Source organism: Qipengyuania flava (assembly GCF_019448255.1).
GTDB classification, from domain to species: domain Bacteria; phylum Pseudomonadota; class Alphaproteobacteria; order Sphingomonadales; family Sphingomonadaceae; genus Qipengyuania; species Qipengyuania flava_A.
This window is the reverse complement of record NZ_CP080410.1, coordinates 827260-851156: the sequence shown is the minus strand read 5'-3', so window position 1 is coordinate 851156 and position 23897 is coordinate 827260. Positions and strand designations below refer to the sequence as shown.

Sequence of the window (23897 nt, the reverse complement as noted above, 5' to 3'; positions counted from 1 at the left end):
AAAAAACATGGAAAACGGGGTGTGAGGATCAGCCGTAAGGCTTGCTCAATTCGCTCCGATAAGCCTCTTTCGAGGTAGCCACGCTGCGCACCATGTCCCGCACGTCTTGTTTCTTCAGATCGAGCATAAGAACATTGCCATCGACTTCGGCAACAGCTTCGATACGCTCAAAGTTGGCTCCATGCTTTTCCGCATAGTCAGCCAGCCCGCGCAGCTTCGATGCGCCATCCGCAAGGAAGTCCCCGTGCGGATCGACTATGTCCGCAATAACCGCGCCGCCCTCATCCATGCTGAAAAACAGAAAGTCGGGATGCAGGAGCAACGTGTCCCCTGCATAGTCATAAACAATCCCAAGTGAATCCTGACTGGTGCGCGATGGGTTTCGATACCACCCAACGCGCCCTTCCCGGTCCATCTCGACCGCCTGCACCTTCGTTTCCAATCCGTTCAATTCATCCGGGCACATGCCATCAGGATCACAAAGAAGATGATCGGGGAAGCAGGGAAGGACGGTTTCTTGCCCACCTTCCAGCACCCGCGTCGGCTGGACGCGCAACGCTGGCTTCTCCAGCTTCACGTCAAAGGGTGTCGCGCTCAATTCGCTTATCTCACGATACGCATCGCGCCGCTTGTCGCTCAACTTTGCGATTGCCTCCTGATACTCGCTTAGCCAATCATTCGCCAAGTCTTCGGCTGCTTGCTCCAGCCGCACCTTCACCGCATCGATCAGCCCCAATGCCGCAATGTCGGTGTGCGCATCGATCAGCGCCTCTTCTTCATCTTCTGCATCCTCATTCTGCGCCGCTAGATGCTCGCTATAGCTTGTAGCCAGATCGGGGCTGATGATCCGCCCAGCCCGCCGATAGGCATCCTCGATCACGGCGTAGTCAGCCGCTTCCACAAAATCATCGAAGCTGGTGCCGCCGGTCGCAATGTCGGCTGTCAGTGTCTTGCCTTCGACTGTGAGCACGTCCTTGCGCGCCTTGGCAATGTCACCCGCGAGATCAGCGCGCAGCCTATCCAGCACCTTGTGCATCGCCGCGTGAGCCTTCTTTCCGGCATCCGGCAAAATACCATCATGCGCCATTTCGTGCGCCAAGGCCGTGAGCCGCTTAACTGGGCGAGCAGACTTCTTGGGCAAGGATTGCGATGGGAGGGAAACGAACTTGTCCCACAGTGCTTGCGGCATCGCTGGATTGGGCAACAGGTCGACCGGCTGGATCAGCACCCGCTTCAGCGGCGTATCGCCCTCGGCATCGCTTCCGGACATAATCGCATTGGCAACGGCTTCGACCGCCACCTTGTCGAACTTGGGCAAGAGGCAATCGACCGCGTTGAGCTGATCATTGCCGGGAATGCGCCGCGCCAATGGGGAGCGCACCATCCGGCCCAATAGCTGCGTGATATGCGTGCGGTCGCTCGCCGCCCTGAAGGAAACCATCACTTCAGCACGCGGGCAATCCCAGCCGGTGCTGATCGCATCCTTGGCAATCAAAATGCGAATGTCCTCGCGCTCCTGCACCCTTTCCGGCTCGACATAGGGCACAGAGTAGCTTCCGAGCTGCTCCGTCCGGTGCTCACCCAGCACATTTGCAACGCAGTCTTGCGGCAATTCTGGCCACGTCTCGAAGATCGTGTCGAGCCAGCGTCCAATTTCATCGGGATCGGGATTGTTCGGCACCTGAAGCACCATGAGCGGCTGGACCGACTCGCCCTGCCCCTGAGCCGAACTGTAATCTGCCCACGCATTCGTCATGGCACGCAGGCGCTCCGTCCCGCGCCGCAAGAGCACGGTTGCGAAGTCGCCTGCCTCATCAGGCACGTCGAGCTTGATCGTGTCCTTGATCAAGCCGCTGTCCTGCACCTTCTTGGAATCCACCACTACGTCGGGAAGTTTGATGCGGTCCTGCATGCCCTGCATAGCATCGTTGAACCGCTTCACGGTCGCAGAGATACCCCAGACAATCGGAATGCCAGGAACAGTGCCGGTGCCATTGATAAGCTGCTTCACGATGGTGGGCCTGCCCCGCTCACCCGTGTTGCCGCCATCACGCATCCCCCGGTGAGCTTCATCGAGCACCAGATAGAGCGTCAAGTCCGGGTCTTCGATTGTGTTCTGGATCGTATCCCAGATCGTGTGCGAGCGCAGATCAGGCATCAGCCGCTCGCCCGTTGCGGTCTTCTCTAGAGACTCATCATCGGGATCGTGCCCCCGCACAAGAATGCTGCCCGAACGGAGCTTCTGCGTGTTGAGAAAATAGACCTTCCCCGGCTCGAACTTCTCGCGGCTAAAAGTGTTTTCGACCGTCACCAGATCGGAAACGGTGAGCTTGTCTGAAGCTTGATGCAGCCGCCACTTGGATTGCTCGTTCAATGACGGATCATCGCTGAACCAAATCACAACCGCGCCGGGATCGGCTTCAAACTCGTGATCGTCATTGCCGTAGAACAACGCCTCAAAAACAGCTGCTGCCATGACGGTCTTGCCCGCGCCGGTCGTGGCGGTGAGCGAAAAGGCGCTGATGCGTTTCCTTTTGCCGTGCCAATCTTCTCGCGCCTCATCCAGCCGGTCGAGAACGTCGCCAACGGCTTCTTCCTGATAATCCTTCAGTGTGAACTTCATGGCTCAGCGACCCATCGAAAAGCGGAAATTGGTGAGATAGGATTCGTACAACCGAACCGGCTCAACCGTGTCGGGCAATTGTCTCACGACCGATTGGAATCGCCGCTCATCATCAGTGACGATATAGGCGATGCTGATGCTGTCCTTGCCTAGGATCGCCTCAGCAAAGCTTGCTGCCTGATCCAGATCGGTGAGCAGGCCATAGCAATCGGTCACCGCCCAGCCGCCTTCCGGTAAAGTATCAATCCGACTTCCCTCGCTTCCGGCGCGCATCCAAAGCAGCGGCGCGATGCGCTCGAAGGCTCGATTGTGGCTGACCGCTATCGGGGTTTCATAGGTAAGCGTGAAGAACTCGGCGTTTTCCTCAAAGCCATCGGCCATAGGGAACTCGTCCGTGAACTTGTAATCACCCTTGATCGGCTGGCCTTCAGGGGTTTCGCCAGTGATAGCAGCCTTGATCCGGGGCTTGGTGATGTAGTCACAAATGCCCCATTGCTCCCAATCGGGATCGCCGGGACGCAGACCGTCCTTGCGCAGCTTGGCTTGCTCATCTGCGCCAACTTCGTTGTTGGTGACCGAGATGCATTGCCGCCTGCCGCCGTCCTGCTTGTTGAGGCGCATCACACCGTGTGCCGTGGTGCCGGAACCCGAAAAGAAGTCGAGAATGACGGCATCTGGTTTGTCGAGCAAGACTGAGCGGATCGCGTCTTCAACCGCATAGAGCGACTTGGGGAACGGAAAGGATCGTCCGGGAATAATTGCACGCAACAGAGCACTCCCGTGCATGCCCGCATTGTGCGCAGATCGGTTCCAAACCGTCTTGATGATCGACCCCATGCCCATCCCATCAAGCAACCGGACAGGCCCATCTTCGTCCGGCCTTTCAACAGAAAGGTCGCCGCTTGCTATTGCCTTGGTAGCACCAGCCATAAGGTATTTTATCGTCCAAGTGCCTCGCTTTGTGTCTGGCTGGGTTGCTGTCGCGTATCCTTGCTCAGACAGCTTCAACAAGCCCCGTCCATCTTTGCGCCAGATGCCAAGCTTCCCGTCTGAGCGAATGGGCCATGCAGCATCGAAGCCGTCCTTCGACCTGATACGCGCATTTTCATCTTCACCGTCGAAGGGATCACCGACCCCTTTAATTTTTCGCGTTTCTGGATCGATAAAGACCGGGTAGCAGAGGTTCGGTCGCATATGCCGATACCATGTGTTCCCTCGCCGCAACAAAGATTCCCATGGTAACGCCTTCGGTTTCCCTGCTTGTTCGGTAAGCAAATTGTCGGGAACCCTGCTAGGCGTGCGCTTTCCCAGAAATGCGAAGAATGCATACTCCTCGACTCTCGACAACAATCCTCGAGACGTGCCGCTTGGATTAATCACAATCGTGCACATTTGAATGTCGGCATCGGGTAGAAGCTGCTCAAGCAAGATTCCTGTTCGATGCACTTCCTTCTCATCGATAGTCAGGATGAGAATTGAATCTTCTGGGTTGAGTAGCTGACGCGCAATAATTAGGCGTCGTTCCATCATCGCCAGCCACTTAGAATGGCGATACTGATCGTCGCCTTCCACGTAATCGTTGTTGTATTTCCAGTCTTTCGCGCCGGTGTTGTATGGCGGGTCGATATAGATCGCATCCACCTTGCCACGATGAGTAAAGGTCAACGCCTCCAGCGCATGGAAATTCTCGCCATTGATCACCGTGTGATACGGCTTGTCGCCGCCGCGCTCGACCTTCCCGGTGCTAACAAGGCCGGGATAGATGTAGTCCCGAAACTCGGCCACCACGCACAGATCGGCAACTGGCGCTTCGGCCTGCTCCGGCTCATCTGCGTATAGTAGGGACAGGCTGGCCATGCGCTCAGCACCCTTGCCCGCAAGGCTCACCACCTTCCAAAGGCGTTGATCGCCCTTCTTTGTCGAGCCACGTTCAGGGAGGATGCGCACTTTGTCACCTTTGCGGATCGGGCGACCGGGAAGCTCGACATTCTCCGGGCGGTGCCGCTCGAAGTTGAGGCCAAACGACCGGCGCGATGAAAGTGCCTTGAACTCGCGCTCCAGCTCCCGCCCCAGATCGGCATCCTTGGACTTCGCCTTCGCAATCAGATCAGTCAGGCGCGACATGGATTCTCAGACACTCGATTGCTCCCCTGTAGGCCGCGCACCTAACAGGAAAACAAGCGCGGCTGGAAGGCCTTATCTAGCGCAAGTGCTCGACAGAAACTGGGTTAGCAATGTAACGGCCATGCCCGTCCGGTTTCATCAGCAGCGCTGCCAGAGATATGTGCACCCCTCCCAGCAAGCTCGCCTTAATTTCCAGCTTGGTATTTGCGCACGGTGTCCGCAATCATCGCTGCCAGTCGCTCGTCCTCTCTGTCAGTTTTCGGCTTACCAAGACCTCGGATAAGGTCCGCTTGTCGTGCCGCTGGCACCTTGCCGTAGCTCGTCAGGGTGGTGAGCACCCGCTCGTGCCCGATATTCTGCGACCATGCCTTGAACTGCTCAGGGGTGGTGCAGAGCCGCTCTCCAAGCTGCACCAGCGCATCCCTGAAGCAATGCGGGTTGAAGTAGGGCAGACCAGCCGCTGCGAAGGCATGCTTGTAAATATCCCGGATTGGCCCGGTGCCGCTCCAGTGCTCCCGCGCCAGACCTGTCGCTGCAAAGCAGCCCTGCTCGCCTAGGCCAATCTGGGTCTTCGGAAAAAGCGGGTCGTCTTCACCCCAGAGCGAGTCATTGCGAAGATACTCGCACCAGTCGTTGACAATCGGAAGTGCATCGCCGCCGACCGGGAAAAACCACGTGTTGAACGTCTTGCTGGCCTTCGTTCTAACTTCGCGGGCGTCCTGATAGATGCAGCCTTGCTCGATATCGATGTGCTTTAGCTTCAGGCTGGCCAGCGCCGCCGCTCGTGCCCCGGTGAGCAAGGCAAGTGCAATCAGCGCACGATTGCGCCGATCAATATCGGTTTCGGCTGGCATGGTGGCGAGAACGTGATGCACCTGCTCCAGGGTGGGCACCGGTTTTTCCCGGATAGCCTTGGCGATGCGGACATCCTTCTCGCTCAGGTTGAAATAGTCCGCGTCCGCATAGGCAATCTTGCTCTTGTAACCCGGCTGGCCAGCAAGCCAGATGAAGAATGCGCGGAGGGCCGATAGCGTGGAATGCACCGTTGCCCGTGCGAGCGGTCTGCCGGTGCGAGCGTTCTTTTCCTTGTCCAGCCGGTGCTTGAAGGCCTTGGCCTGCTCCCGGTGAAACTTCTTGAAGTCCTTATGCCCGGTCGACTCTTCGAACCGGGCAAGCGCCTTGGCCACCTGATCGATCGATGCTTCGTCCCTGCGCATCGCTTCCTTCAGATAGTCGAAATAGTCGCGCTTGATCCGTGTGTTTGCCGCATTGTGTTTTGCCATGGTCTAGGCTCCTGCCGGATTGTCAGTGTTTGGGGAGGGATGTGTGCGCTCAACTATGCTTGGAGCTGCCCTCGTGCGCTTCACGTCCAATCCGGGCATTAGGCGGGAAAGATCGGCCAGCCGGGTCCGCCGGTGCATCATGGTGCCGCACGTCTCGCAAAGCGCCCTGAGATTGCCTGTAGCGGCATTCGTGGCGGCATATTCGACCGTGCCCAAGGCAGGTGCTTTCGGCTCCCTGCATTTGAAGCAGTAGAGCTGCCCCGGCTGGCAGCGTCGCTTCGCTGCCTTGCGCCTCTTGCCCCACCACGCCTGAAATTCACTCCCAAGGATCAGGACGGGTTTAGCGCCGTCGATCACGGGCAAGCCTTTACCGATCCAGCCGCGCACAGTGTGCTTATGCACGTCCAGCCGTTCGGCCAGTTCAGTGACGCTGTAGGATCGATGCAGCTTGGCACGGCGCGGGTTGATCCGCTTCATCGCGCTGCCCCTAGTCCTGCCTGTCGACCAACCGCCGGAGCGATTCCGCCGTGACCAAGCGCCGCCGCCCCATCTTGCGTGTGTCAAGCTGGCCGGAGCGCATCAGCTCATAAATAGTTGTGCGGCCGACGCTCAGTGCGTTGGCGGCATCGGGGATCGAAACGAGAAGCTGTTCCATGCGAGAGGTCCCTGCATTGTGCCAGCGAACGCTAGCGGATGCGGGAACATATGCAGTCTTGGGCTTGTTCGTTCGGCCGAGAATGGCCGGAAAGACCTCTAATTCTTATCCGGCGTTTCAGGCGTTTCCAGCGAACGAATGATTTTTGCGGCGCGCTCGCGAACTTGGCTTGAAGCGGGAGCGTCGCCTTTCTGGCTGACAAACCAGTCAGCGATCATTTCCTCGATCCTTGCCTGCGCCCCATGACCGGTCGGCAAGCCATCCGGAGTTTGTGCTCTTGCCACCACATGAGAAATTGCGCCCTCCCAATCCCATTTTTGGGGACGCCCGACACGAGCGGTCCTGCCAACATCTCTGTCAATGCCGCTCGATACCAGTTCTAAATTTGAACTCGGCAAGAGCATTTCAATCGCCGAAAAGCTGAATGACATACCGCCGAACTCCGCTTCATAGTCGGCCCGGTCGAACTCTGAAACAAAGAACTCACCGCTTGGAAACATCCAATCAGCCGTGTCACGATCTGTCGGCACCCAGCTAACCCGAACTTTACCTTGGTCCCAATCGATCTCATCAGCAAAAAATATCCACCCGAGATCGATAGCGTCATGGCCATCCTCTGACTGCCAAACGATTGGCTCGTCATCCACTCGATCCATACGGTCCTTGCCAACCAACTTGGCAGCAAGTTCTGGATCGAAATGATTGCGGATAGCTGCATCCATCCTCTTACCTGTGAACTCGCCTGCATCATCGCGAAGCCCCAGCGTCAATGCGAAAGCATGGGTGTAGGGTTGGATACGCCCGTCCGAAAAATAGGCGACTATCTCCCCGTCAACGATCATGCATTTGAGCACCCTCTGGACCCAAGCTCGGGGCGCTGCCTGTGACAGAAAAACGACCGCATCACGAGATGATATTAGCTTCATAAGCCCGCCCTAGCACACGACCTGCAAAGGAGAACTAGGTTGAGATTTGACAAGGCGTTGCTTTAGATTGCGATGCTTGCCAGCGCCTCTTCGGCATCATCCCGAACCAGATGGCCGTAATGTCTTTCGATCATGGCGACGCTTGTGCCCGATAGCTGAGCGACAGTCAGAATCGGCAAGCGAGCGCGTATCAGATCGGTGATGACGCTATGACGCAATGTATAGGCAGACGCAGCACCGGGCACACCGGCCGCCTTCACCGCTTCCTTGATCGGATATTTCCAAGCGTCCTTGTTCCACGCCTCGCCGCCAGCGCGGGCGAAGATCGGCGCGGCTGGCAGTTTGCCCTTTACCTGTTCGGAGAAGAAATCGGCAATCACTGGCGGCAAGGAAATCTGGCGCGGGTTGCCGTTCTTGTCCTTGCCGATTGTGAGCGAGCGGGTGCGCTTCTCGAAGTCGCGCACGGTCAGACCTGCGAGTGCGCCGGGGCGAAGCGGCAAAAGGCAAAGCGCTTTCACGAAGGGCCGCGCCTCGTCTCCAGTCTCATCGATCAGTTTCCGGCGCTCATCCCGGTCAAGATACAGCTCGCGGCGCTTGTCGGCTCCCTTAAAGGGCTTCAACGCCTCTTGCCATGCCGCATCGGTATTAGGGGCACCGGACTTCAGCACCATGCCCAGAGCGGCGCGTAGGGGAACCATATCCCGGTTGACGGTCGATTTGGCGCGTTCCTTCCAACGCTTCTCGCCGTTCTTGCTGCGCGTGAGCAAGGCCGGTGCCTGTTCCAGACGTTTGCGCCAAGCCTCCAGATGGTGCCGCCTCAACTTGTCGAGCTTCACCTTGGAAATCGGATCGGAATAGACGTGGCGGCGAAATACACCTTCCGCAATCGATCCGGGCTTTTGTTCCAGATACGCTTCACAGGCGTCCTTGACTGTAACCAAATCGCGGGCGCGCTCGCCACCGCTTTCGACGGTCTCAGCCCAGCTTTCCGCATCGGCTTTGGCCTGCTTGAAAACGTCATGGCCAGTGAGTGTGCCATAATCGCCCAGCCGCTTGCGGGAGTTGCGATTAGCTTCGGAGTCGTAGAACCGCGCAAACCATGTTCCGCCCGCCTTCTTCTTCGAAGGCCGATACCCGAGATAGACCCCTTGGCGCAGGCGTTGCCAATGCGGCTCATCCCCGGCCTTGGGCTTCAGCTTTTCGCGTTCTCCAATCCGGCTCAGATCGGGCATTTTCGCGGCACTCCAAAATCCATGAAAAAAACATGAAAAACATAGGCGGACACGTCCGAACGCCCATGACTGTTTTTATTGGATTTTATCGTCCGTGTATAGCCGGAAATGTCCGTTCTCCCACCCTTCACACGGGTGGGGTCGCAAGTTCAATCCTTGCCGCGCCCACCATTCTCCCGCAATCTCGGCAATGGCACCCCGCTAGCGCGGTCCTGTTCCCCCAGGCGTTCAAGCCACTCCGAACGCAGCTTGGCCATGTGTTCGGCGCTGTTCGACGCGGTCATGGCGGCCCATCCCTCGCCCGTTGCCGGATCATATACGAGCTGCGTCTTGTAGGGACCGTTCGATCCCGTCTGCCAGCTGAGCATGCGGCCACCGACCTGGCGCACGCGCCCGCCGAGCGTGTACCCCTCCTCCTCGGTGGTGACCTGGTGAAGGGCTGCCAGGCTCTCCTGCGCAAGGCCGCCCGAATACGCCCAGTCGACAAGCCGCAAGAGGTCCGCCGGTGTCGATACCAGCCCGCCGGAGCACTTGAGGAACGGCGGCAGGGGCCGCACAGGCGCGGCCGGTTCGGGCGAGTTGACGAGGTCCGGTATGCCGAACGACAGCCGCGTGTGCTCCAGTCCGGCCGGAACAAGCAGCTTCTCCGCCATCACGCTTTCCAGCGAAGCGCCGGTGACCTGCTCGATCGCGGCCTGCACCAGTATCCAGTTTCCCAGGTCGTAGGACCATTCCTTGGCGCCATCGATCGATCCGGCAGCGAAGCGATTTGACGCTTCGAGCGCGCTCAAATGCGCGCGGGCGATCGTCGGATCGGCCCGAAAGGCGGGAAGCAAGTCATCCGGCAGGCCCGATCGGTTGGCGAGCAGGTCGCGCTGGAGGATATTCTGCGCATCGGGGCCCGAATAGTCCGGTAGAAGATCGCCGATCCGATCGTCGAGCGAAAGGTGCCCTTCTTCGGCCAGTTTTAGCACGGTCAGGGTGCACGCGTATTTCGCCAGGCTGCCCGCCTGGAACTGGCTCTCTGACGACAGCCCCGAATCCGCTCGAACCACGATGGCATCGTGCGCATCGATTTGCGCTTCCACCCCGAGGGACAAGGGGGCGCTGGCAAGGAGGAGGAATGACATCATGGAAGGGATCTCGAGATTCGAATGAGAGTTGGGTCTAGGATGCCGAGACTGGGCCAGCCAGATTGCCTAGCGCCTCGCGCAGAGGGCCAAGCCAGGGATCGTAAGGCTTCCAGGCATCCTGCCCGCTGCGGTTGATCGGTTGGCGCACCTGCTCGCTGCTCGCGGTCCTCACCGCACGTTCGGTTTTGTGGAACGCCAGGCACTGCTCCTCGAAGGGCAGGCCGAGGTAATCGAGCATCCGCCGCGTCTGTCCTTCGAGATCATCAAGCACGTCCTCGTGCTGAACACGCAGGACCTTGCCCGGCAGGACCGTGTCCCATTGGTCCATCAGGTCGACATAGTCCGCGTAATAGCGACCGATCTCGGTGAGGCCGTAAGTGAACTCCTGCCCTTCGGCGAAAAGCTGTTTGAAGCCCGAGAAACAGCAATCCATGGGCGCGCGGCGCGCATCGATGATCTTGGCGTTGGGCAAGATCAGGTGAATGAGGCCGATATGCCGGAAGTTGTTCGGCATCTTGTCGATGAAGAAAGGCGCGTCCTGGCGATGGATGCGGGTGTCCTCGATGAATTTCGCGCCAAAGGCGGTCAGCTGTTCGGCAGTGAGATTGTGCAAGATTTCGGGATAGCGTGACTGCCCAGCCTTGCGCCCGCGCAAGCGGTGGGCAAGCGCGAGGATGTTGGGCAGTTCGAGCGTGCCATCGATCTGGCTGTGGCTGGCAAGGATCTGCTCCAGCAGCGTGGATCCAGCGCGCGGGAGGCCGAGGATGAAGATGGGATCGGACGCCGCATGCCCGGCCCCTGCATGCCGCTCGAACAGCTCCGGCGTGCATTCAGTCTTCTGCTTGGCGAGCTCCGCGCTCATCGCATCGGCGCTGTAGCGGGTCTGCGCGCGCTTGAGGTCGTTGCCGCGCTCGTACTGCGCGAAGCTTTCCTCGTATTCGCCCCGGTCTTCAAGAGCCTTACCAAGTGCGAAGCTGAGATGGACCCGGTCCATGAACGCCAGGTCTGCGCGTTCGACCTCGGCGCGCATCCGGGCGATCTCCCCGTCCTCGAACCGATAAGTCTTGAGATTTGCCAGCGCGTACCAGGCATCGCCATGGTCGGGCTTGGCTGCCACGGCCGCGCGGTAGCTGGCAACCGCATCCTCCTGCGCGCCGGTGGTCTTAAGCGCATGGCCCCTGCTGGTCAGAGTCGCGGGATCGTCTGGCAGCTTTTCGAGGATCGCGTCGAACAGCGTGAAGGCCTGGTCGTAGTCGCCTGTCTGCATGCTCTCGATTGCCAGGTGCGACTGGAACAGGGGGTTTTCGGGATCGCGCGCGTACAGCGCCTCGGCCTCGCCCCGTGCGGTTTCGAACTTCTGCCTCCGGCGCAGCGCATCGATGTAATCGAGCCGCACCTGGACGTTGTCCGGCTCGAAAGTCTTGGCGCTGTCGAGCAGGAACTCCGCATCATCGAGAATGCCGAGCTTGATGCCGATCTGCGCCAGCAGCCGCATGCCTTCCACATTCTTCGGATTGGCGCGCAGGAAGTGGCGGCAGATTTCCTCGGCGCGGAGCAGGCGCCCTTCGTGCAGGTGGTGCGTCACCGCCACCAGCTCGCGCGGGAGCTGGGCAATGCGCTGGGCCTGCGCGCTGGCGGCCTGCGCCTGCGCGCTATGTCCCGCCGCCGTTTCCAGCTCGGCCAGAGCACGCCAGCTCGCCTCGAGCGCGGGGTTGAAACGTGCGGCCCGGCCATAGGCGGCAACAGCCGCCGCGTTGTCTCCCCGCGCACGCGCCAGATGCCCCGCCTCCTGCCAGGCCCTGCCGTATTCGGGCATAGCGGCGTGGAGCGCGGCTAGATGGCGCTCGGCTTCCGGATAGCGCTTGAGATAGCGGGCCGCGACGGCGGCCATGTAGAGCGCGTCGCCATCCGCCGGATCGGCCGCCACCAGCGGCTCGACCAGCGCAAGCCCGCCGGCAAAGTCGCTCGCCTGCAAAGCCTTTTGCGCGCGCGCCAGAATTTCGTCGCGATTGCTCATCCAAAGCGCCCTAACAAAGGGAAACGGCGGAGGCGAACCCCTGTTCGCCCCCGCCGCCCGTTTTTCGCGTTGCTACGCTTAGTAGTCGTAGCCGACCCGGATACCCACCGTCAGCGGACGGTTGGTGGCGATCCGCTCGCGGTCGTTGACGTAGTTGCCCGAAATCTGCGCACGCTCGTCGAAGAGGTTGTCGCCGAAGATTTCGAACTTCCAGTTGTCCGACCGGATGCCGGCAGCAAAATCGACGATCGTGTAGCTGTCGAGTTTGAGCTTGTTGATCTCGATCACGTCGGTGAACTTCGAAGCCGAGTGGCTGACCTGCGGCTGGACATAGGCTTCCAGCGTGTCGGTCAGGTCCCACTCGTAGCGCACTCGCAGGTTCCCCTGGAACGACGGAGCGAAGGCAAGGTCGGAGCCCACCAGCACGTCGTTCGTCGGGATCAGCACCTCGGTGATCTCGGTGTCGAGGATCGAGAAGGCACCAGCGATCGTCAGCCCCGGCGCCGAATAGGGCGCAAAGGTGAAGTCGGCCTCGACGCCCTTGATCCGCGCATCCGCCGCGTTTGCGGAGAAGAACAGGTTGGTGATCGAGGGATCGAAGATCGTCGTTTGCAGACGGCTGATGTCGACATAGAAGGCGCTGCCGTTGAAGCGGAACTGGCCATCGGCAAGATCAAGCTTCCAGCCCAGTTCGTAGTTCTTCACCTCGTCGGTTTCGAGCTCGAACGGGACAGTGAAGCCCGCGCCGTTGGTCGCGCCACCGGGACGGTTCAGCAGGCCCGGACGGAAGCCTTCCGAATAGGTCGCGTAGAACAGCAGGTCCTCGGTCGGGGTGACGGTGACCGTACCCTTGTAGATGAACCCGTCGGTCTGGGCGACATCGGGCGCGCGGATGGCGTTGAACACCTGCTGCGCCTGCGTGGCCGAGAGGCCCGCCGCCTGGATCGTCGCCAGCGTATCGCTGGTGTCGAAGGTCTGGCGCAGGGCCGCCGAACACGATCCGATGAAGGTGAACTGGCCGTCCCCGTCATACAGGTCGTTGATGTTCGTACCGAAGGCGTTCTGGTCATCCGCACTGAACGAGTTACAGAACGAGCCGTTGGCGCTGCCTTCGAAATCGACTTCGATATCGTAGTAACGCGCGCCCAGCGTGATCGTCAGCAGGTCCGGCACGATGTCGAAGCTGGCTTCCCCGAAGATGCCGTACTGCTCGTCCGTGCGGCGAATGTCGTTGCGGAAGATCGTATCGGCCGGGAACGGGCCCGGATCGGTGATGAAACCGGCCTGCGGGAAGTTCGGCTTGAACGGACCGAAGGGCTGCGCGATCACATTGCCCGGATAGGCAAAGTCGTTGCGCTCCTTCAGTTCAAGATCCGAGTAGAACCCGCCTGCGGTCACGCGCCAGCGGTTTTCCGACGGGGTGCTGAACCGCAGCTCCTGCGTGAACACGGTCGTCTTGCTGACCGAGTTCACATAGAGGTTCGGCGCCTGGCAGGTCCCGGTCGGGCCGCCGGCCCCGGGGTAGGTCACGCTGCCATCGCAGATGTAGTAGGGCAGGTACTGGCCGACGAAGAGGTAGTCGGTGTAATCCACCCGCTGCTCGGTCTCGCGGTCGGTGTAGGCACCGGTGTAGACCACATCGAGCATCGCCAGGCGGCCTTCGACCGTCCAGCTGGTGTTCGAGAAATCGTCTTCCAGGCGGTCTTCCTCGAAGCGCTGGATTTCCAGATCGTCGAGCCCGCCAAGGTTGGGATCGGCGAAGAACACCCCGTCGCTTTCCACGCTCTGGCGCGAGTGGGCGACGGTAACCGTCCAGTCGGGGCTGATTTCCCACAGCGCGGTGGCGCGGAAACCGGCGTATTGCGTATCGTTGAAGTCGTCCTCGACGAGGCCGGCGTTGTCGGCCTGCAGGAAGGTCACGTTTGCATCAAGCTGCGCACGCTCGGTCGCCGTCGATTGGAAGCCGCCGCGCAGCGCACTGACGGGGACACCGTTTGAACGGACAGTGCCAGCCGGGCGGAAGCGCGCGCTTTCGCGGGCGCTGCGGGTTCCGGCGATGTTGTCGATGTAGCCGCCCTGGTCGTCGAGGTAGACGACACCGCGCAGCGCGAAGCTGTCGGTAACCGGCACGTTGACCATGGCGTCGACCTTGTAGCTGGTCTCGCCGCCCTTGGTGAAGGACACGCCCGCGTTGAAGCCGGCGTCGAAACCCGACAGGTCGGGCTTGTTGGTGATGAGGCGAACCACGCCCGCCTGCGAGCTGGCGCCGAAGAGCGTACCTTGCGGACCGGACAGCACCTCGATACGCGCCAGGTCGGCAGCGTAGACGTCAAGGTTCCGGCCCGGCTGCGCCAGCGGCTGCTCGTCGAGATACATGGCGACGTTGGGCGCGAGGCCTGCGACACCGGCAGTGGTGAGGTTCGGCGTGGTCGAGGCGAGGCCGCGGATGTAGATCGTGCTCTGGCCCGGACCGCTGCCGCCCGCGGTGACCGTGGGAAGCTGTTCGAGGTAGTCCTCGAAAGTGTCGATGGCGAGCTCTTCGAGCTGCTCTTCACCGATGGCGGAGACCGAAACCGGCACGTCCTGCAGATCTTCGCTGCGCTTTTGTGCCGTCACGATGATGACGTTGACGCCGCCGCGACGCTCTTCTGTCGCCGGCGCGGCATCCTGCGCAGCGGCGGGTACTGCCGTTGCCACAGCCAGCGCGCCAAGCGACGCGCCGCTTACAAGATATTTCATACTGGGAAGCCCCTCTGCCTCAGTTCAAATTCTTCGCAGGCGCGCAACCAGACCCGAAAGCGCCCGACATAATCACGACGCAAATTCGAGTGGGAATTTCCGCCTGTGAGAGCCTTAACAATTGAAGTGAGGACTCACCACCGGACTCCGATACACAACAGGGGATTGATTGTTGTTATGTTGCAGGGAAACAACATTCAAATGCGCATCGAACCTTATTTAAAGAAAAGGCGATGTAATCGAAAAATATTCAGTTTGGGGACTTGTTTTTCGAAGTGTTCGAGATTTTTTACATCCACGCTTCGTAAGTGGCGAGCAAGTGCCCGCGCCTATCCATTTCAACGCGCAACCGATTTAGGAAAGCACTAGGAAATCGGTTACTTGGCCGCATCCAGCTCAGCGCAGCCCTGCGCAGTTGTCGGTACGCCGTGGTGCTTGCGGCGCAGGTCGAAGGCCACGGCCTTCAGGATCGCGACAGCCATGATGGCCACCACGAAGCTGAACGGCAGCGCGCCGATGATCATGGTGATGCGGATCGCATCGATACCGCCCAGGATCAGCATACTGCCGACCACGAAGGCCAGCGCGGCGCCCCAGAACAGGATGTGATGGCGCCGCTCGCCTTCGCTCTCGCCCGCACCGTTGATGGTATTGACGATCAGGATCGCGCTGTCGGCAGACGTGATGAGGTAGGTCATCAGCAGCAGGACGACGAGGCCCGAGACGAGGCTAGCCACAGCAGGGTCAAGCAGGACCGCGAGAGTCGCGAAGAGCTGGTCGGAAATGCCGGTGTCGACGATGGCGCCCTGCGCCACGCCACTGAGTTCCAGGTCGATCGCCGTCCCGCCAACGATTGTCATCCACACGAAGCACATGAGCGAGGGCACGAGGATGACGCCGAAGACGTACTCGCGGATCGTGCGCCCGCGCGAGATGCGGGCGATGAACATGCCTACGAAGGGCGCAAAGGCGATCCACCAGGCCCAGTAGAACACCGACCAGTCGAGCTGCCACTGCACCAGCGCCTCGCCAAAGGGTTCATTGCGGTCAAACAGGCTCAGCGAATTGGGCACCAGCGTACGCACGTAATCCCACAGGCCCACGCCAAGCAGCTGGAGGCCGTAGAGGCCCGAGCCAACAAGAACGAAGAGCGCGAGGAGCGCAAACGACAGACCCATATTCAGGTTGGAGAGCCACTTGATGCCCCGCCCCACGCCGGAGAGCGCGCTGAGCGTCGAGGCACCCACCAGCACGACGAGGGCAAGGATGACGGCCGCAGCGCTGGAAGACCCGTCCTCATCGAGCAGCCAGTCGCCAAGGCCCAGTCTGGCGAGGCCCGCAACGAATTGCTCGACCCCGAACCCCATGGTGACCGCGACGCCGAGAATGGTGGCGACAACGGCAACGATGTCGACCACATGCCCCCAGATGCCCGACAGGCGCAGGCCGAAGAGCGGCGCCAGGCCCGAGCGGATCGTCAGCGGCAAATTGCGGCGGTAGGCGACGTAACCGATCGACAGGCCGACCAGCGCGTAGGTGCCCCAGGCGGCAAAGCCCCAGTGCAGGAAGGTGTAGATATAGGCCGGCCGAACAGCCTCGGCCGAGCGCGCTTCGATCGTGCCGCGAATAATGTCCGGATTGTTCGAGAAATGCGCCAGCGGCTCGCCCGTGGAATAGGTCAGCATGCCAATCCCGATGCCCGCGCCAAACAGCATGGCGAACCAGGAGAACCGCCCGAATTCGGGCTTCTCGCCAGGATTTCCGATCCTCAATGATCCCGATTGCGGGATCACAGCAAGGATGAAGCAGGCCAGCATTAGGAAGGCCACGAGGTAGACGTACCAGCCGGAGAACGATGCAATGATGCTGGAGTTGGCGGCCGAGAGAGTTTCGCTGGCGCTGACCGGAAAGAAGATCGCCCACATGATGATCAGCGAGACGATGATCTTCGAAGGGATCGTCACCTCGCGGCTAAAGCCGTCGTAAAAGCCGCGCTCGGCGGTCTTGATGGGCAATTCAATCAGCGGAGGCTCGATCGGTGCATCGGTCTCGGCTGTCATTGTCTCTCCTGACCCGGGTTTTGTCGCCGGGCGTTTGCGTTATGGTTCTTTCGGAAGGTGCGTGGCGGCCAGCATAGGGAAGGCTCGCCACATTGCAACGCGCACCCCGGAACGCAAAAGGGCCGCCCGTGACGGACGGCCCTCAAAACCCGATTGGGTGCGTGTCAGGCTGCCTTCGAGGGCTTCGCCGAAGTCGTGCCGGAGGTTTCCTTGGCAGAGGTCGATTCCGGCGTCGTATCAGCACCCGAGGTGTTCTTGTCGATCACCTTCTTGGCGACGTAGCCGCCGACACCAAGCGCGATCATGGCGGGCAGGCTCATCCGCCGCAGGACGCTGGTCGCAATGACGCCCAGCGCCGCGCCGCTTGCGCCGCCGATGCCCTTGGTCTGCTTGGCGATCCTGTCGCCCACGAATGCTCCGATAACCTTGCCGATCATATTGAAATCTCCTTTGCCAAACCAACGACAAGGGGCGGCAAGGGTTCCGCTCAGCTCTTGGGCCCCGGCGCGATGCCCGTGGCCAGCAAGGCGTTGGCGCGCCGCGCGATTTCCGCAAAATCGGGGTCTCCTTCGCGCGCCCAGATGACGTAGCGGAGGCCGAGAAAGACGTTCATGCCCATCAGCGCCCAGGCTTCGGGCGTACCGAGGCCCGGGGCAAGCGCGCCGCTCTCGCCGCCGCGCTGCAGGCGCTCCTCGATGCGCAGGCCGATCGTCTCATAGTGCGTCCGGTAGCTTTCCGGATCGACGAACTCGGCTTCATCGATGATCCGGTAGATTTCCTTGTGCTCCCCCGCAAACTCGAGGAAGGCGCGCAGGGCCTCGCGCTCTATCTCGAGGGCATCCATGGCCGGATCGAGCGCCTCGCGCGCGGCGGCCGCCACGCCGTTGCTCATGTCGCTCACTAAGGCCCGGAAGATGGCATCCTTGCTGTCGAAATAGGTGTAGAACGAGCCCAGCGCGACGCCGGCCGAACGGGTGATCCCGCTGATCGAGGCTTCGTGAAATCCCTTTTCGGCAAACTCCTGCGCCGCTGCGTCGAGCAGCTTGCGCAGGGTTTTGCGCCCGCGTTCCGTGCGCGGCGTCTTGTCACCCGATACCTGCGGTGCAGCCATAATCCATCCCCCCGACCCCTGCTGCCTAAGCAATACGTCGCATGCAAGCAACATGTAACTTGAAAGGTGGTTCAGGTTTCAGTATCGGAGTCGAAACAAGGGAATTCGGGAGGGAGAAACCCAACATGCGTGAGACATCCATTCTGTCAGCCGGCCTGCTGTGCTCGACCGCCGCGCTGGCTCTTTGGGCCGCACCGGCCAGCGCGCAGTCCACCGCCGCAGAGGCTGCGGACGCCGGTGAGCAGGCGCAGGGCAACACCATCATCGTCACCGCGCGTCGCCGCGAGGAACGGCTGGTCGACGTGCCGCTCGCCGTCACAGCGCTGAGCGGCGACGAACTCTCGCAGCGCGGCGCGCTCGACATCACCGATGTCGGCCAGACCGTTCCCAACGTGACGTTGGAAGCCAGCCGCGCGACCAACTCGACCCTCTCAGCCTTCATCCGCGGCATCGGCCAGCAGGACCCGGTTTCAGGCTTCGAACAGGGCGTCGGCATCTATCTCGACGATGTCTACCTCAACCGTCCGCAAGCCGCGGTGCTCGATATCTACGACGTCGAGCGGATCGAGGTGCTGCGCGGGCCGCAAGGCACGCTCTATGGTCGCAACACGATCGGCGGCGCGGTCAAATATGTGACCAAGCGCCTGCCGCTCGAAACCTCGGTCAAGGCGCGCGCCACCTACGGCACTTACGATCAGGCCGAAGGCGTCGTGACCGCGTCCACCCCGCTCGGCGACCTCGCCCGCCTCGGCGCGAGCTTTGCGCGCCTGTCCCGCGGCGGCTTCGGCGACAATCTCACCACGGGGCTGGAGAATTACAACAAGGACATCTGGGCCGGCCGCGCCAGCCTGGAGGTCGGCGGCTATGGCGAACCGGTGTTCATCCGGGTGCAGGGCGATTACACCAAGGACAAGAGCAACCCGCGCGGCGGTCACCGTCTGATCCCCGGCCTCGCCTCGGGCGCGCCGGTGCTGGACAATGTCTTCGACACGCGCGGCGCGCTCAACGATCCCGAACAGGACGTGGAAAGCTACGGCCTGTCGCTCCACGCTGAAATCGAGGTGAGCGACGCGCTGACGCTCCGTTCCATCTCGGCCTGGCGCAAGGATGAGAGCTTCACGCCGATCGATTTCGACGCCCTGCCCGCTGTCGACCTGGACGTGCCGGGCGCCTACCTGAACGAGCAGCTCAGCCAGGAAGTGCAGCTCCTGTGGGACGATGGCGGCCCGTTCAGCGGCCTGCTCGGCTTCTACTATCTCGACGCCAAGGCGGACACTCTGTTCGACGTGCGCATCTTCACCACCTTCCCCGGGCTGACCGCGTTCACGCAGGCCAATGTCGATACCGAGACCTACGCGATCTTCGGCGACTTCACCTACGACATCACCGAACAGCTGAGCCTGTCGGTCGGCGGGCGCTACACCTGGGATGAACGCAGCGCGGAAATCCTGCGTCAGAACTATCTTGGCGGCGGTTCGCCCATCTTCGGCGGCGCCGGCGTGCCCTTCGGCGGTCCGAGCACCGATTTCGACGGCAGTCGCAAGTTCAAGAAATTCACCCCGCGCGCGTCGATCAGCTTCATGCCGACGCCCGACCACAACATCTACGCAAGCTATTCCAAGGGCTTCAAGGGTGGCGGCTTCGACCCGCGCGGCGTGGGCGCAAACGCACCGGCTGCCGTCCCGGGCGCGCCGACCGATGCCGAAGTGGCGGCCTTCCTGAGCTTCGCTCCGGAAGAGGTCGACAGCTACGAGATCGGCTACAAGGGCGTGATCGGGATCCTGAACCTCGCCGCGGCAGCCTTCTATGCCGATTACAGCGATGTGCAGATCCCCGGTTCGGTCGCCTGCCAGGTTGCCGGCCTTCCGACCTTCTGCGGCGTGGTGACCAACGCGGGCAAAGCGACCTTCAAGGGTGTCGAGCTGGAAGCCAACCTGCGCTTCGACAGCGGCTTCGGCCTGGCCGGTTCCTTCGGCTACATCGACGCGCAGTACGACGAGTACATCACCAACATCGGCGCAACTCCGACCGATGTTGCCGCCTTCCGCGTCGTGCAGAACACGCCGGAGGTCACCGGCAGCTTGACTGCCAGCTACGATACGCCGCTGGGCGACGGGGATCTCTACCTGGGCGCGACGGTTTCCTACCGCAGCAAGACCAGCCAATTCGAAATCCCGAACCCCTTCCTTGACCAGGACGGCTTCGCGCTGCTCGACGCGAGCATCGTCTACACCACGGCCGATGATCGCTGGAGCTTCGGCATCTACGGCAAGAACCTGCTGGACAAGGAATACAAGACGAGCGGCTATACCTTTGTCGCCACCGATCCGGTGACGGGTGCGATCGTCAACGGGGCCAACGGTTTCCCCATTCCGACGCTGGGGCCCGAAGGCACGCTGACCGCCTTCTACGGCAACCCGCGCCAGGTGTTTGCGACGGTCACCTTCTCCTACTGATCGCAAACCGCGAGTGAGGGGGTGCGGGGGCTGGCCTTCCGCACCCCCTTTTCGTGTCAGCGCCGGAAGCGGCGCCGCTGAGGAAGGTTCTCGCTTTCGACCGGGATGCTGTATGTGTCGATGTAGTCGGCAAAGCGTTCGGCAACCTCGCCCTGGCTCAAGCCGAATTCTTCGAGACTGTATTGGTGCGGCGTCCGCTTGAGCTTTGCCGAGCGGTCGAGATAGCGCTGCATGCCATCGACCGCGGGCTCCATATCGAGCTTCAGGAAGCGGTAGACACGCTCCATCGTGCCGCGCCAGTCGCGCTCCATGTCGTCATACTGCACGTCGATCATGCGCTCGCGCGGAATGCTGTCTCGCGCTGCGCGCATCCGTTCGATCATGGTGGATGTCTTCTCCAGCCACTCGCGCCCGGTGCGCTGCGGGTCGTGGTAGTCGGAATAGATGATCGTCTGGTTCCAGGCGAGCGAGGCGGCGCTACCAACGATCTTCTCAGGATCGCGGTGCGTGAAAATCAGACGCGCATCGGGGAACACTTCGAGCAGCGCGGGCAGGTCGAGCATGTGCTGCGGCGTCTTGAGAATCCATGGGCGCAGCGAGCTTTCCTGCTGCGACCAGCCGATCAGGCGCAGGAGGTTCGCCATGTGGCGATAAGCAGGCACCGCGCTCTCGCCCTCGCACCACTGGGCGTAGGACGGCACGTGCCACTGCGCGTCGTGCTTCATGCTCCACATGCTCGCCACCAGAAGTCCAAGTTCCTCTTCGGGCTCATACGGCCCGGTGGGGTGGATCGAGAGCGTGCGCGGGTTGGCCAGCCGCGCGACTTTCATGATGCGCGCGGCGAGCTTGGGCCGGAAGTCCTTCTTCTCGCCCGCCAGCACTGCCTCGAATTCGGGCCGCGGTACGGGGCTGATCGTCTCGAAACTGCGCAGGAAGGCAAAGCGCTTGTCGCTCGCCAGCAAGCGATGAAGCCGCGTGGTGCCCGAGCGCATGGGGCCGACGATGACCACCGGAGCGCGCAAGGGACGCTCGAGGATTTCCGGATGCCGACCGAACCACATCTGCGCATAAAGCCGGTCTCGCAGCACGTGGTGAAACTGCTTCACGGCGGAGAAATCGCCCGCCGCGTTTAGCCGCGCCTCGCGCTTCACGCTGTCGAGCAGGGCTTCGAAGGGCCGCTCGAACCAGTGGTCGCCGAAATCGCACAGGCCGGTCGCTTCGACTGCCTGGTCGAGCAGGAAATCCTTGTCGAGATTGGCCTTGCCGATCCAACCCATTCGTCGCCCGCCCCGGATCACGCTGTCGGCGATATCGATGAAGCGTGTACGGCGCGGGGGCTTGATGGGGTGATCGTTCACGAAGGCTGGACCTTTCAACGCCTTGGATTTGTTCACTAACGGGCCCGCGCTGAATTGGTGCCCGAATACGCAGGACCACGCAGGAGCGAAGCCACTGGCCAAGCGCCATGCGAAAAGGCATAGGCCGCGCCATGCACGATATCGCTTTCATCCGCGCCAATCCCGAAGCCTTCGACGCCGGCCTTGCCCGCCGCGGGGCCGAGCCTGTTGCCGACCAGATCGTCGCTCTCGACGCGAAGAAGCGCGAGGCAACCACCAAGGTCCAGGAAGCGCAGAGCCGCCGCAACGAAGCCTCCAAGGCGATCGGCCAGGCCATGGGCCAGGGCGACAAGGACAAGGCCGAAGCGCTCAAGGCCGAAGTAGCCGAAATCAAGGCCTCGATGCCCGAATGGGAGGCCGCCGCTGCCGAAGCCGGCGCCGCGCTCGACGACATGCTTGCCCGCCTGCCCAACCTGCCCGCCGAAGACGTGCCGGAAGGCGCGGACGAAGAAGGCAATGTCGAGCTCCACCAGTGGGGCACTAAACGCACCTTCGACTTCGAGCCCAAGGAGCACGCCGATATCGGCCCTGCGCTGGGCATGGAATTCGAAACCGGCGCCAAGCTTTCCGGCGCGCGCTTCACCTTCCTGCGCGGCGATATCGCCCGGCTCCACCGCGCGCTTGCCCAGTTCATGCTCGACCAGCAGACGCGCGAGAACGGCTACACCGAATGCAACCCGCCGGTGCTGGTCGGCGACGATGCCATGTATGGCACGGACAAGCTGCCCAAGTTTGCCGAAGATAGCTTCCGCACGACCGACGACCGCTGGCTCGTGCCGACCTCGGAAGTCCCCCTCACCTATTCGGTCGCCGGCGAGATCCTGACTGACCTCGACCAGCCGATCCGCATGACCGCGCACACGCTTTGCTTCCGTTCGGAAGCAGGCTCGGCGGGCCGCGATACGCGCGGTTTCATCCGCCAGCACCAGTTCGAAAAGGTCGAGCTGGTCAGCGTCTGTCGCCCGGAAGACAGCGAGGCCGAGCACGAGCGTATGACCAAATGCGCCGAAGGCATCCTCGAAGCGCTGGGCCTGCCCTATCGCCGCATGCTGCTGTGCACCGGCGACATGGGTTTCGGCGCGAAGAAGACCTTCGACCTCGAGGTGTGGCTGCCCGGCCAGGGCGCCTGGCGCGAGATTTCGTCCTGCTCCAACACGGGCGACTTCCAGGCCCGCCGGATGAACGCGCGCTATCGCCCCGAAGGCGAGAAAAAGACCCGCTTCGTGCACACGCTGAACGGCTCGGGCCTCGCCGTGGGCCGCACGCTGGTCGCGGTGATGGAAAACTATCAGGAAGCGGACGGCAGCGTGACCGTTCCCCAAGCCCTCGCCACCTACATGGGCGGCGTCACCAAGCTGGAGCCTGCCGCCTGATGCGCATTCTGCTTACCAACGACGATGGTATCCGCGCACAGGGTCTCGAGGTTCTCGAAGGCATTGCACGCCAGTTTTCCGACGACATCTGGATCTGCGCGCCGGATGAAGAACAGTCCGGCATGGGCCATGCGCTCACGCTGACCCGCCCGGTGCGCCTGCGCAAGCATGGCGAGCGCCGGTTCTCGGTCACCGGCACGCCGACGGATTCGGTCACCATGGGCCTGCGCAAGGTCATGGACGGCACGCCCGACGTGATCCTCTCCGGCGTCAACCGCGGCGCGAACCTAGCCGATGACATCACCTATTCGGGCACGGTCTCGGCGGCGATCGAAGGCGCGCTGGCAGGGGTTCGCTCGATCGCGCTGAGCCAGGTCTACGCCAAGGAAGGCGCTGGTGAGAACGTGCCCTTCGATGCCGCCATCGAATGGGGCGCCAAGGTTCTCGCCCCGCTGCTCGATGCCCCGCTGCCCAAGCGCACGCTGGTCAATGTGAACTTCCCGCCGCTGCCGGCAAGCGAGGTCAAGGGCATCCGCGCGGTGCGCCAGGGCTTCCACGATTATTCGCGCGGCACGGTGGTCGAAGGGCGCGATCCGCGCGGCTTCCAGTATTACTGGTTCGGCCTCGAGGCGATCGAACACACGCTCGACCACGGCACCGATCTGGAGGCGGTCGACGAGGGCTTTATCTCGGTTACGCCGCTCCAGCTCGACCTGACGCACCACGCCTCGCTCGGCGCTCTGGCAGAGCGCTACGAGGGGTGAGGAC

Annotated in this window: 17 protein-coding genes; 3 read left to right on the top strand and 14 right to left on the bottom strand. The window is 61.7% G+C overall.

From position 1 onward, the window contains the following. Positions 1–28 precede the first annotated feature (28 nt). The 13 genes from KUV82_RS04150 to KUV82_RS04090 all read right to left on the bottom strand — a co-directional run bounded on the left by KUV82_RS04150 (position 29) and on the right by KUV82_RS04090 (position 17903). Positions 29–2623 carry a DEAD/DEAH box helicase gene (locus tag KUV82_RS04150; protein ID WP_219955633.1) on the bottom strand — a complete coding sequence of 865 codons (2595 nt, stop codon included), beginning with the start codon at positions 2621–2623 and terminating at the stop codon, positions 29–31. Between the two features lie 3 nt (positions 2624–2626). Next, on the bottom strand, positions 2627–4747 hold the full coding sequence (locus KUV82_RS04145) for a site-specific DNA-methyltransferase (RefSeq protein WP_219955632.1): 2121 nt from the start codon (positions 4745–4747) through the stop codon (positions 2627–2629). A 185-nt stretch (positions 4748–4932) separates the two neighbouring features. Further along, positions 4933–6030, bottom strand: a complete 1098-nt coding sequence (locus KUV82_RS04140) for a tyrosine-type recombinase/integrase (protein WP_219955631.1) — start codon at positions 6028–6030, stop codon at positions 4933–4935. 3 nt (positions 6031–6033) lie between these two features. Continuing rightward, positions 6034–6507 carry a helix-turn-helix domain-containing protein gene (locus KUV82_RS04135; protein WP_219955630.1) on the bottom strand — a complete coding sequence of 158 codons (474 nt, stop codon included), beginning with the start codon at positions 6505–6507 and terminating at the stop codon, positions 6034–6036. A gap of 10 nt (positions 6508–6517) precedes the next feature. Continuing rightward, entirely contained in the window at positions 6518–6685 is a 168-nt protein-coding gene (locus tag KUV82_RS04130; RefSeq protein WP_219955629.1) for a helix-turn-helix domain-containing protein, read from the bottom strand. Positions 6686–6783: 98 nt separating this feature from the next. After that, positions 6784–7527, bottom strand: coding sequence for a hypothetical protein (locus KUV82_RS04125; RefSeq protein WP_219955628.1), 744 nt, complete (start codon positions 7525–7527; stop codon positions 6784–6786). Positions 7528–7673: 146 nt separating this feature from the next. Continuing rightward, entirely contained in the window at positions 7674–8843 is a 1170-nt protein-coding gene (locus KUV82_RS04120) for a tyrosine-type recombinase/integrase (protein ID WP_219955627.1), read from the bottom strand. Between the two features lie 149 nt (positions 8844–8992). Beyond that, positions 8993–9976, bottom strand: a complete 984-nt coding sequence (locus KUV82_RS04115; protein ID WP_219955626.1) for a serine hydrolase domain-containing protein — start codon at positions 9974–9976, stop codon at positions 8993–8995. A gap of 34 nt (positions 9977–10010) precedes the next feature. Beyond that, positions 10011–11993, bottom strand: coding sequence for a tetratricopeptide repeat-containing sulfotransferase family protein (locus tag KUV82_RS04110; RefSeq protein WP_219955625.1), 1983 nt, complete (start codon positions 11991–11993; stop codon positions 10011–10013). 78 nt (positions 11994–12071) lie between these two features. Continuing rightward, positions 12072–14732, bottom strand: coding sequence for a TonB-dependent receptor (locus KUV82_RS04105; protein ID WP_219955624.1), 2661 nt, complete (start codon positions 14730–14732; stop codon positions 12072–12074). A gap of 377 nt (positions 14733–15109) precedes the next feature. Then, complete coding sequence (locus tag KUV82_RS04100; RefSeq protein WP_219955623.1) at positions 15110–16792, bottom strand: BCCT family transporter; 1683 nt, start codon at positions 16790–16792, stop codon at positions 15110–15112. A gap of 164 nt (positions 16793–16956) precedes the next feature. Then, entirely contained in the window at positions 16957–17229 is a 273-nt protein-coding gene (locus KUV82_RS04095) for a hypothetical protein (protein ID WP_219955622.1), read from the bottom strand. A gap of 50 nt (positions 17230–17279) precedes the next feature. Continuing rightward, the gene (locus tag KUV82_RS04090; protein WP_219955621.1) at positions 17280–17903 is read right to left on the bottom strand and encodes a TetR/AcrR family transcriptional regulator; all 624 of its coding nucleotides are present in this window, start codon (positions 17901–17903) and stop codon (positions 17280–17282) included. Between the two features lie 125 nt (positions 17904–18028). Here KUV82_RS04090 and KUV82_RS04085 point away from each other — a divergent pair, with 125 nt between their 5' ends. Further along, the gene (locus KUV82_RS04085; RefSeq protein ID WP_219955620.1) at positions 18029–20359 is read left to right on the top strand and encodes a TonB-dependent receptor; all 2331 of its coding nucleotides are present in this window, start codon (positions 18029–18031) and stop codon (positions 20357–20359) included. Between the two features lie 56 nt (positions 20360–20415). Here the strand turns inward: KUV82_RS04085 and KUV82_RS04080 are convergent, their stop codons facing one another. Beyond that, positions 20416–21717 carry a sulfotransferase family protein gene (locus KUV82_RS04080; protein ID WP_258319841.1) on the bottom strand — a complete coding sequence of 434 codons (1302 nt, stop codon included), beginning with the start codon at positions 21715–21717 and terminating at the stop codon, positions 20416–20418. Positions 21718–21848: 131 nt separating this feature from the next. Between KUV82_RS04080 and serS the strand changes: the two genes are divergently transcribed. Continuing rightward, positions 21849–23129, top strand: a complete 1281-nt coding sequence (gene serS, locus KUV82_RS04075) for a serine--tRNA ligase (RefSeq protein WP_219956205.1) — start codon at positions 21849–21851, stop codon at positions 23127–23129. Then, complete coding sequence (gene surE / locus KUV82_RS04070; RefSeq protein WP_219955619.1) at positions 23129–23893, top strand: 5'/3'-nucleotidase SurE; 765 nt, start codon at positions 23129–23131, stop codon at positions 23891–23893. The genes serS and surE overlap by 1 nt, the downstream gene beginning before the upstream one ends. The last annotated feature ends 4 nt before the right edge of the window (positions 23894–23897 follow it).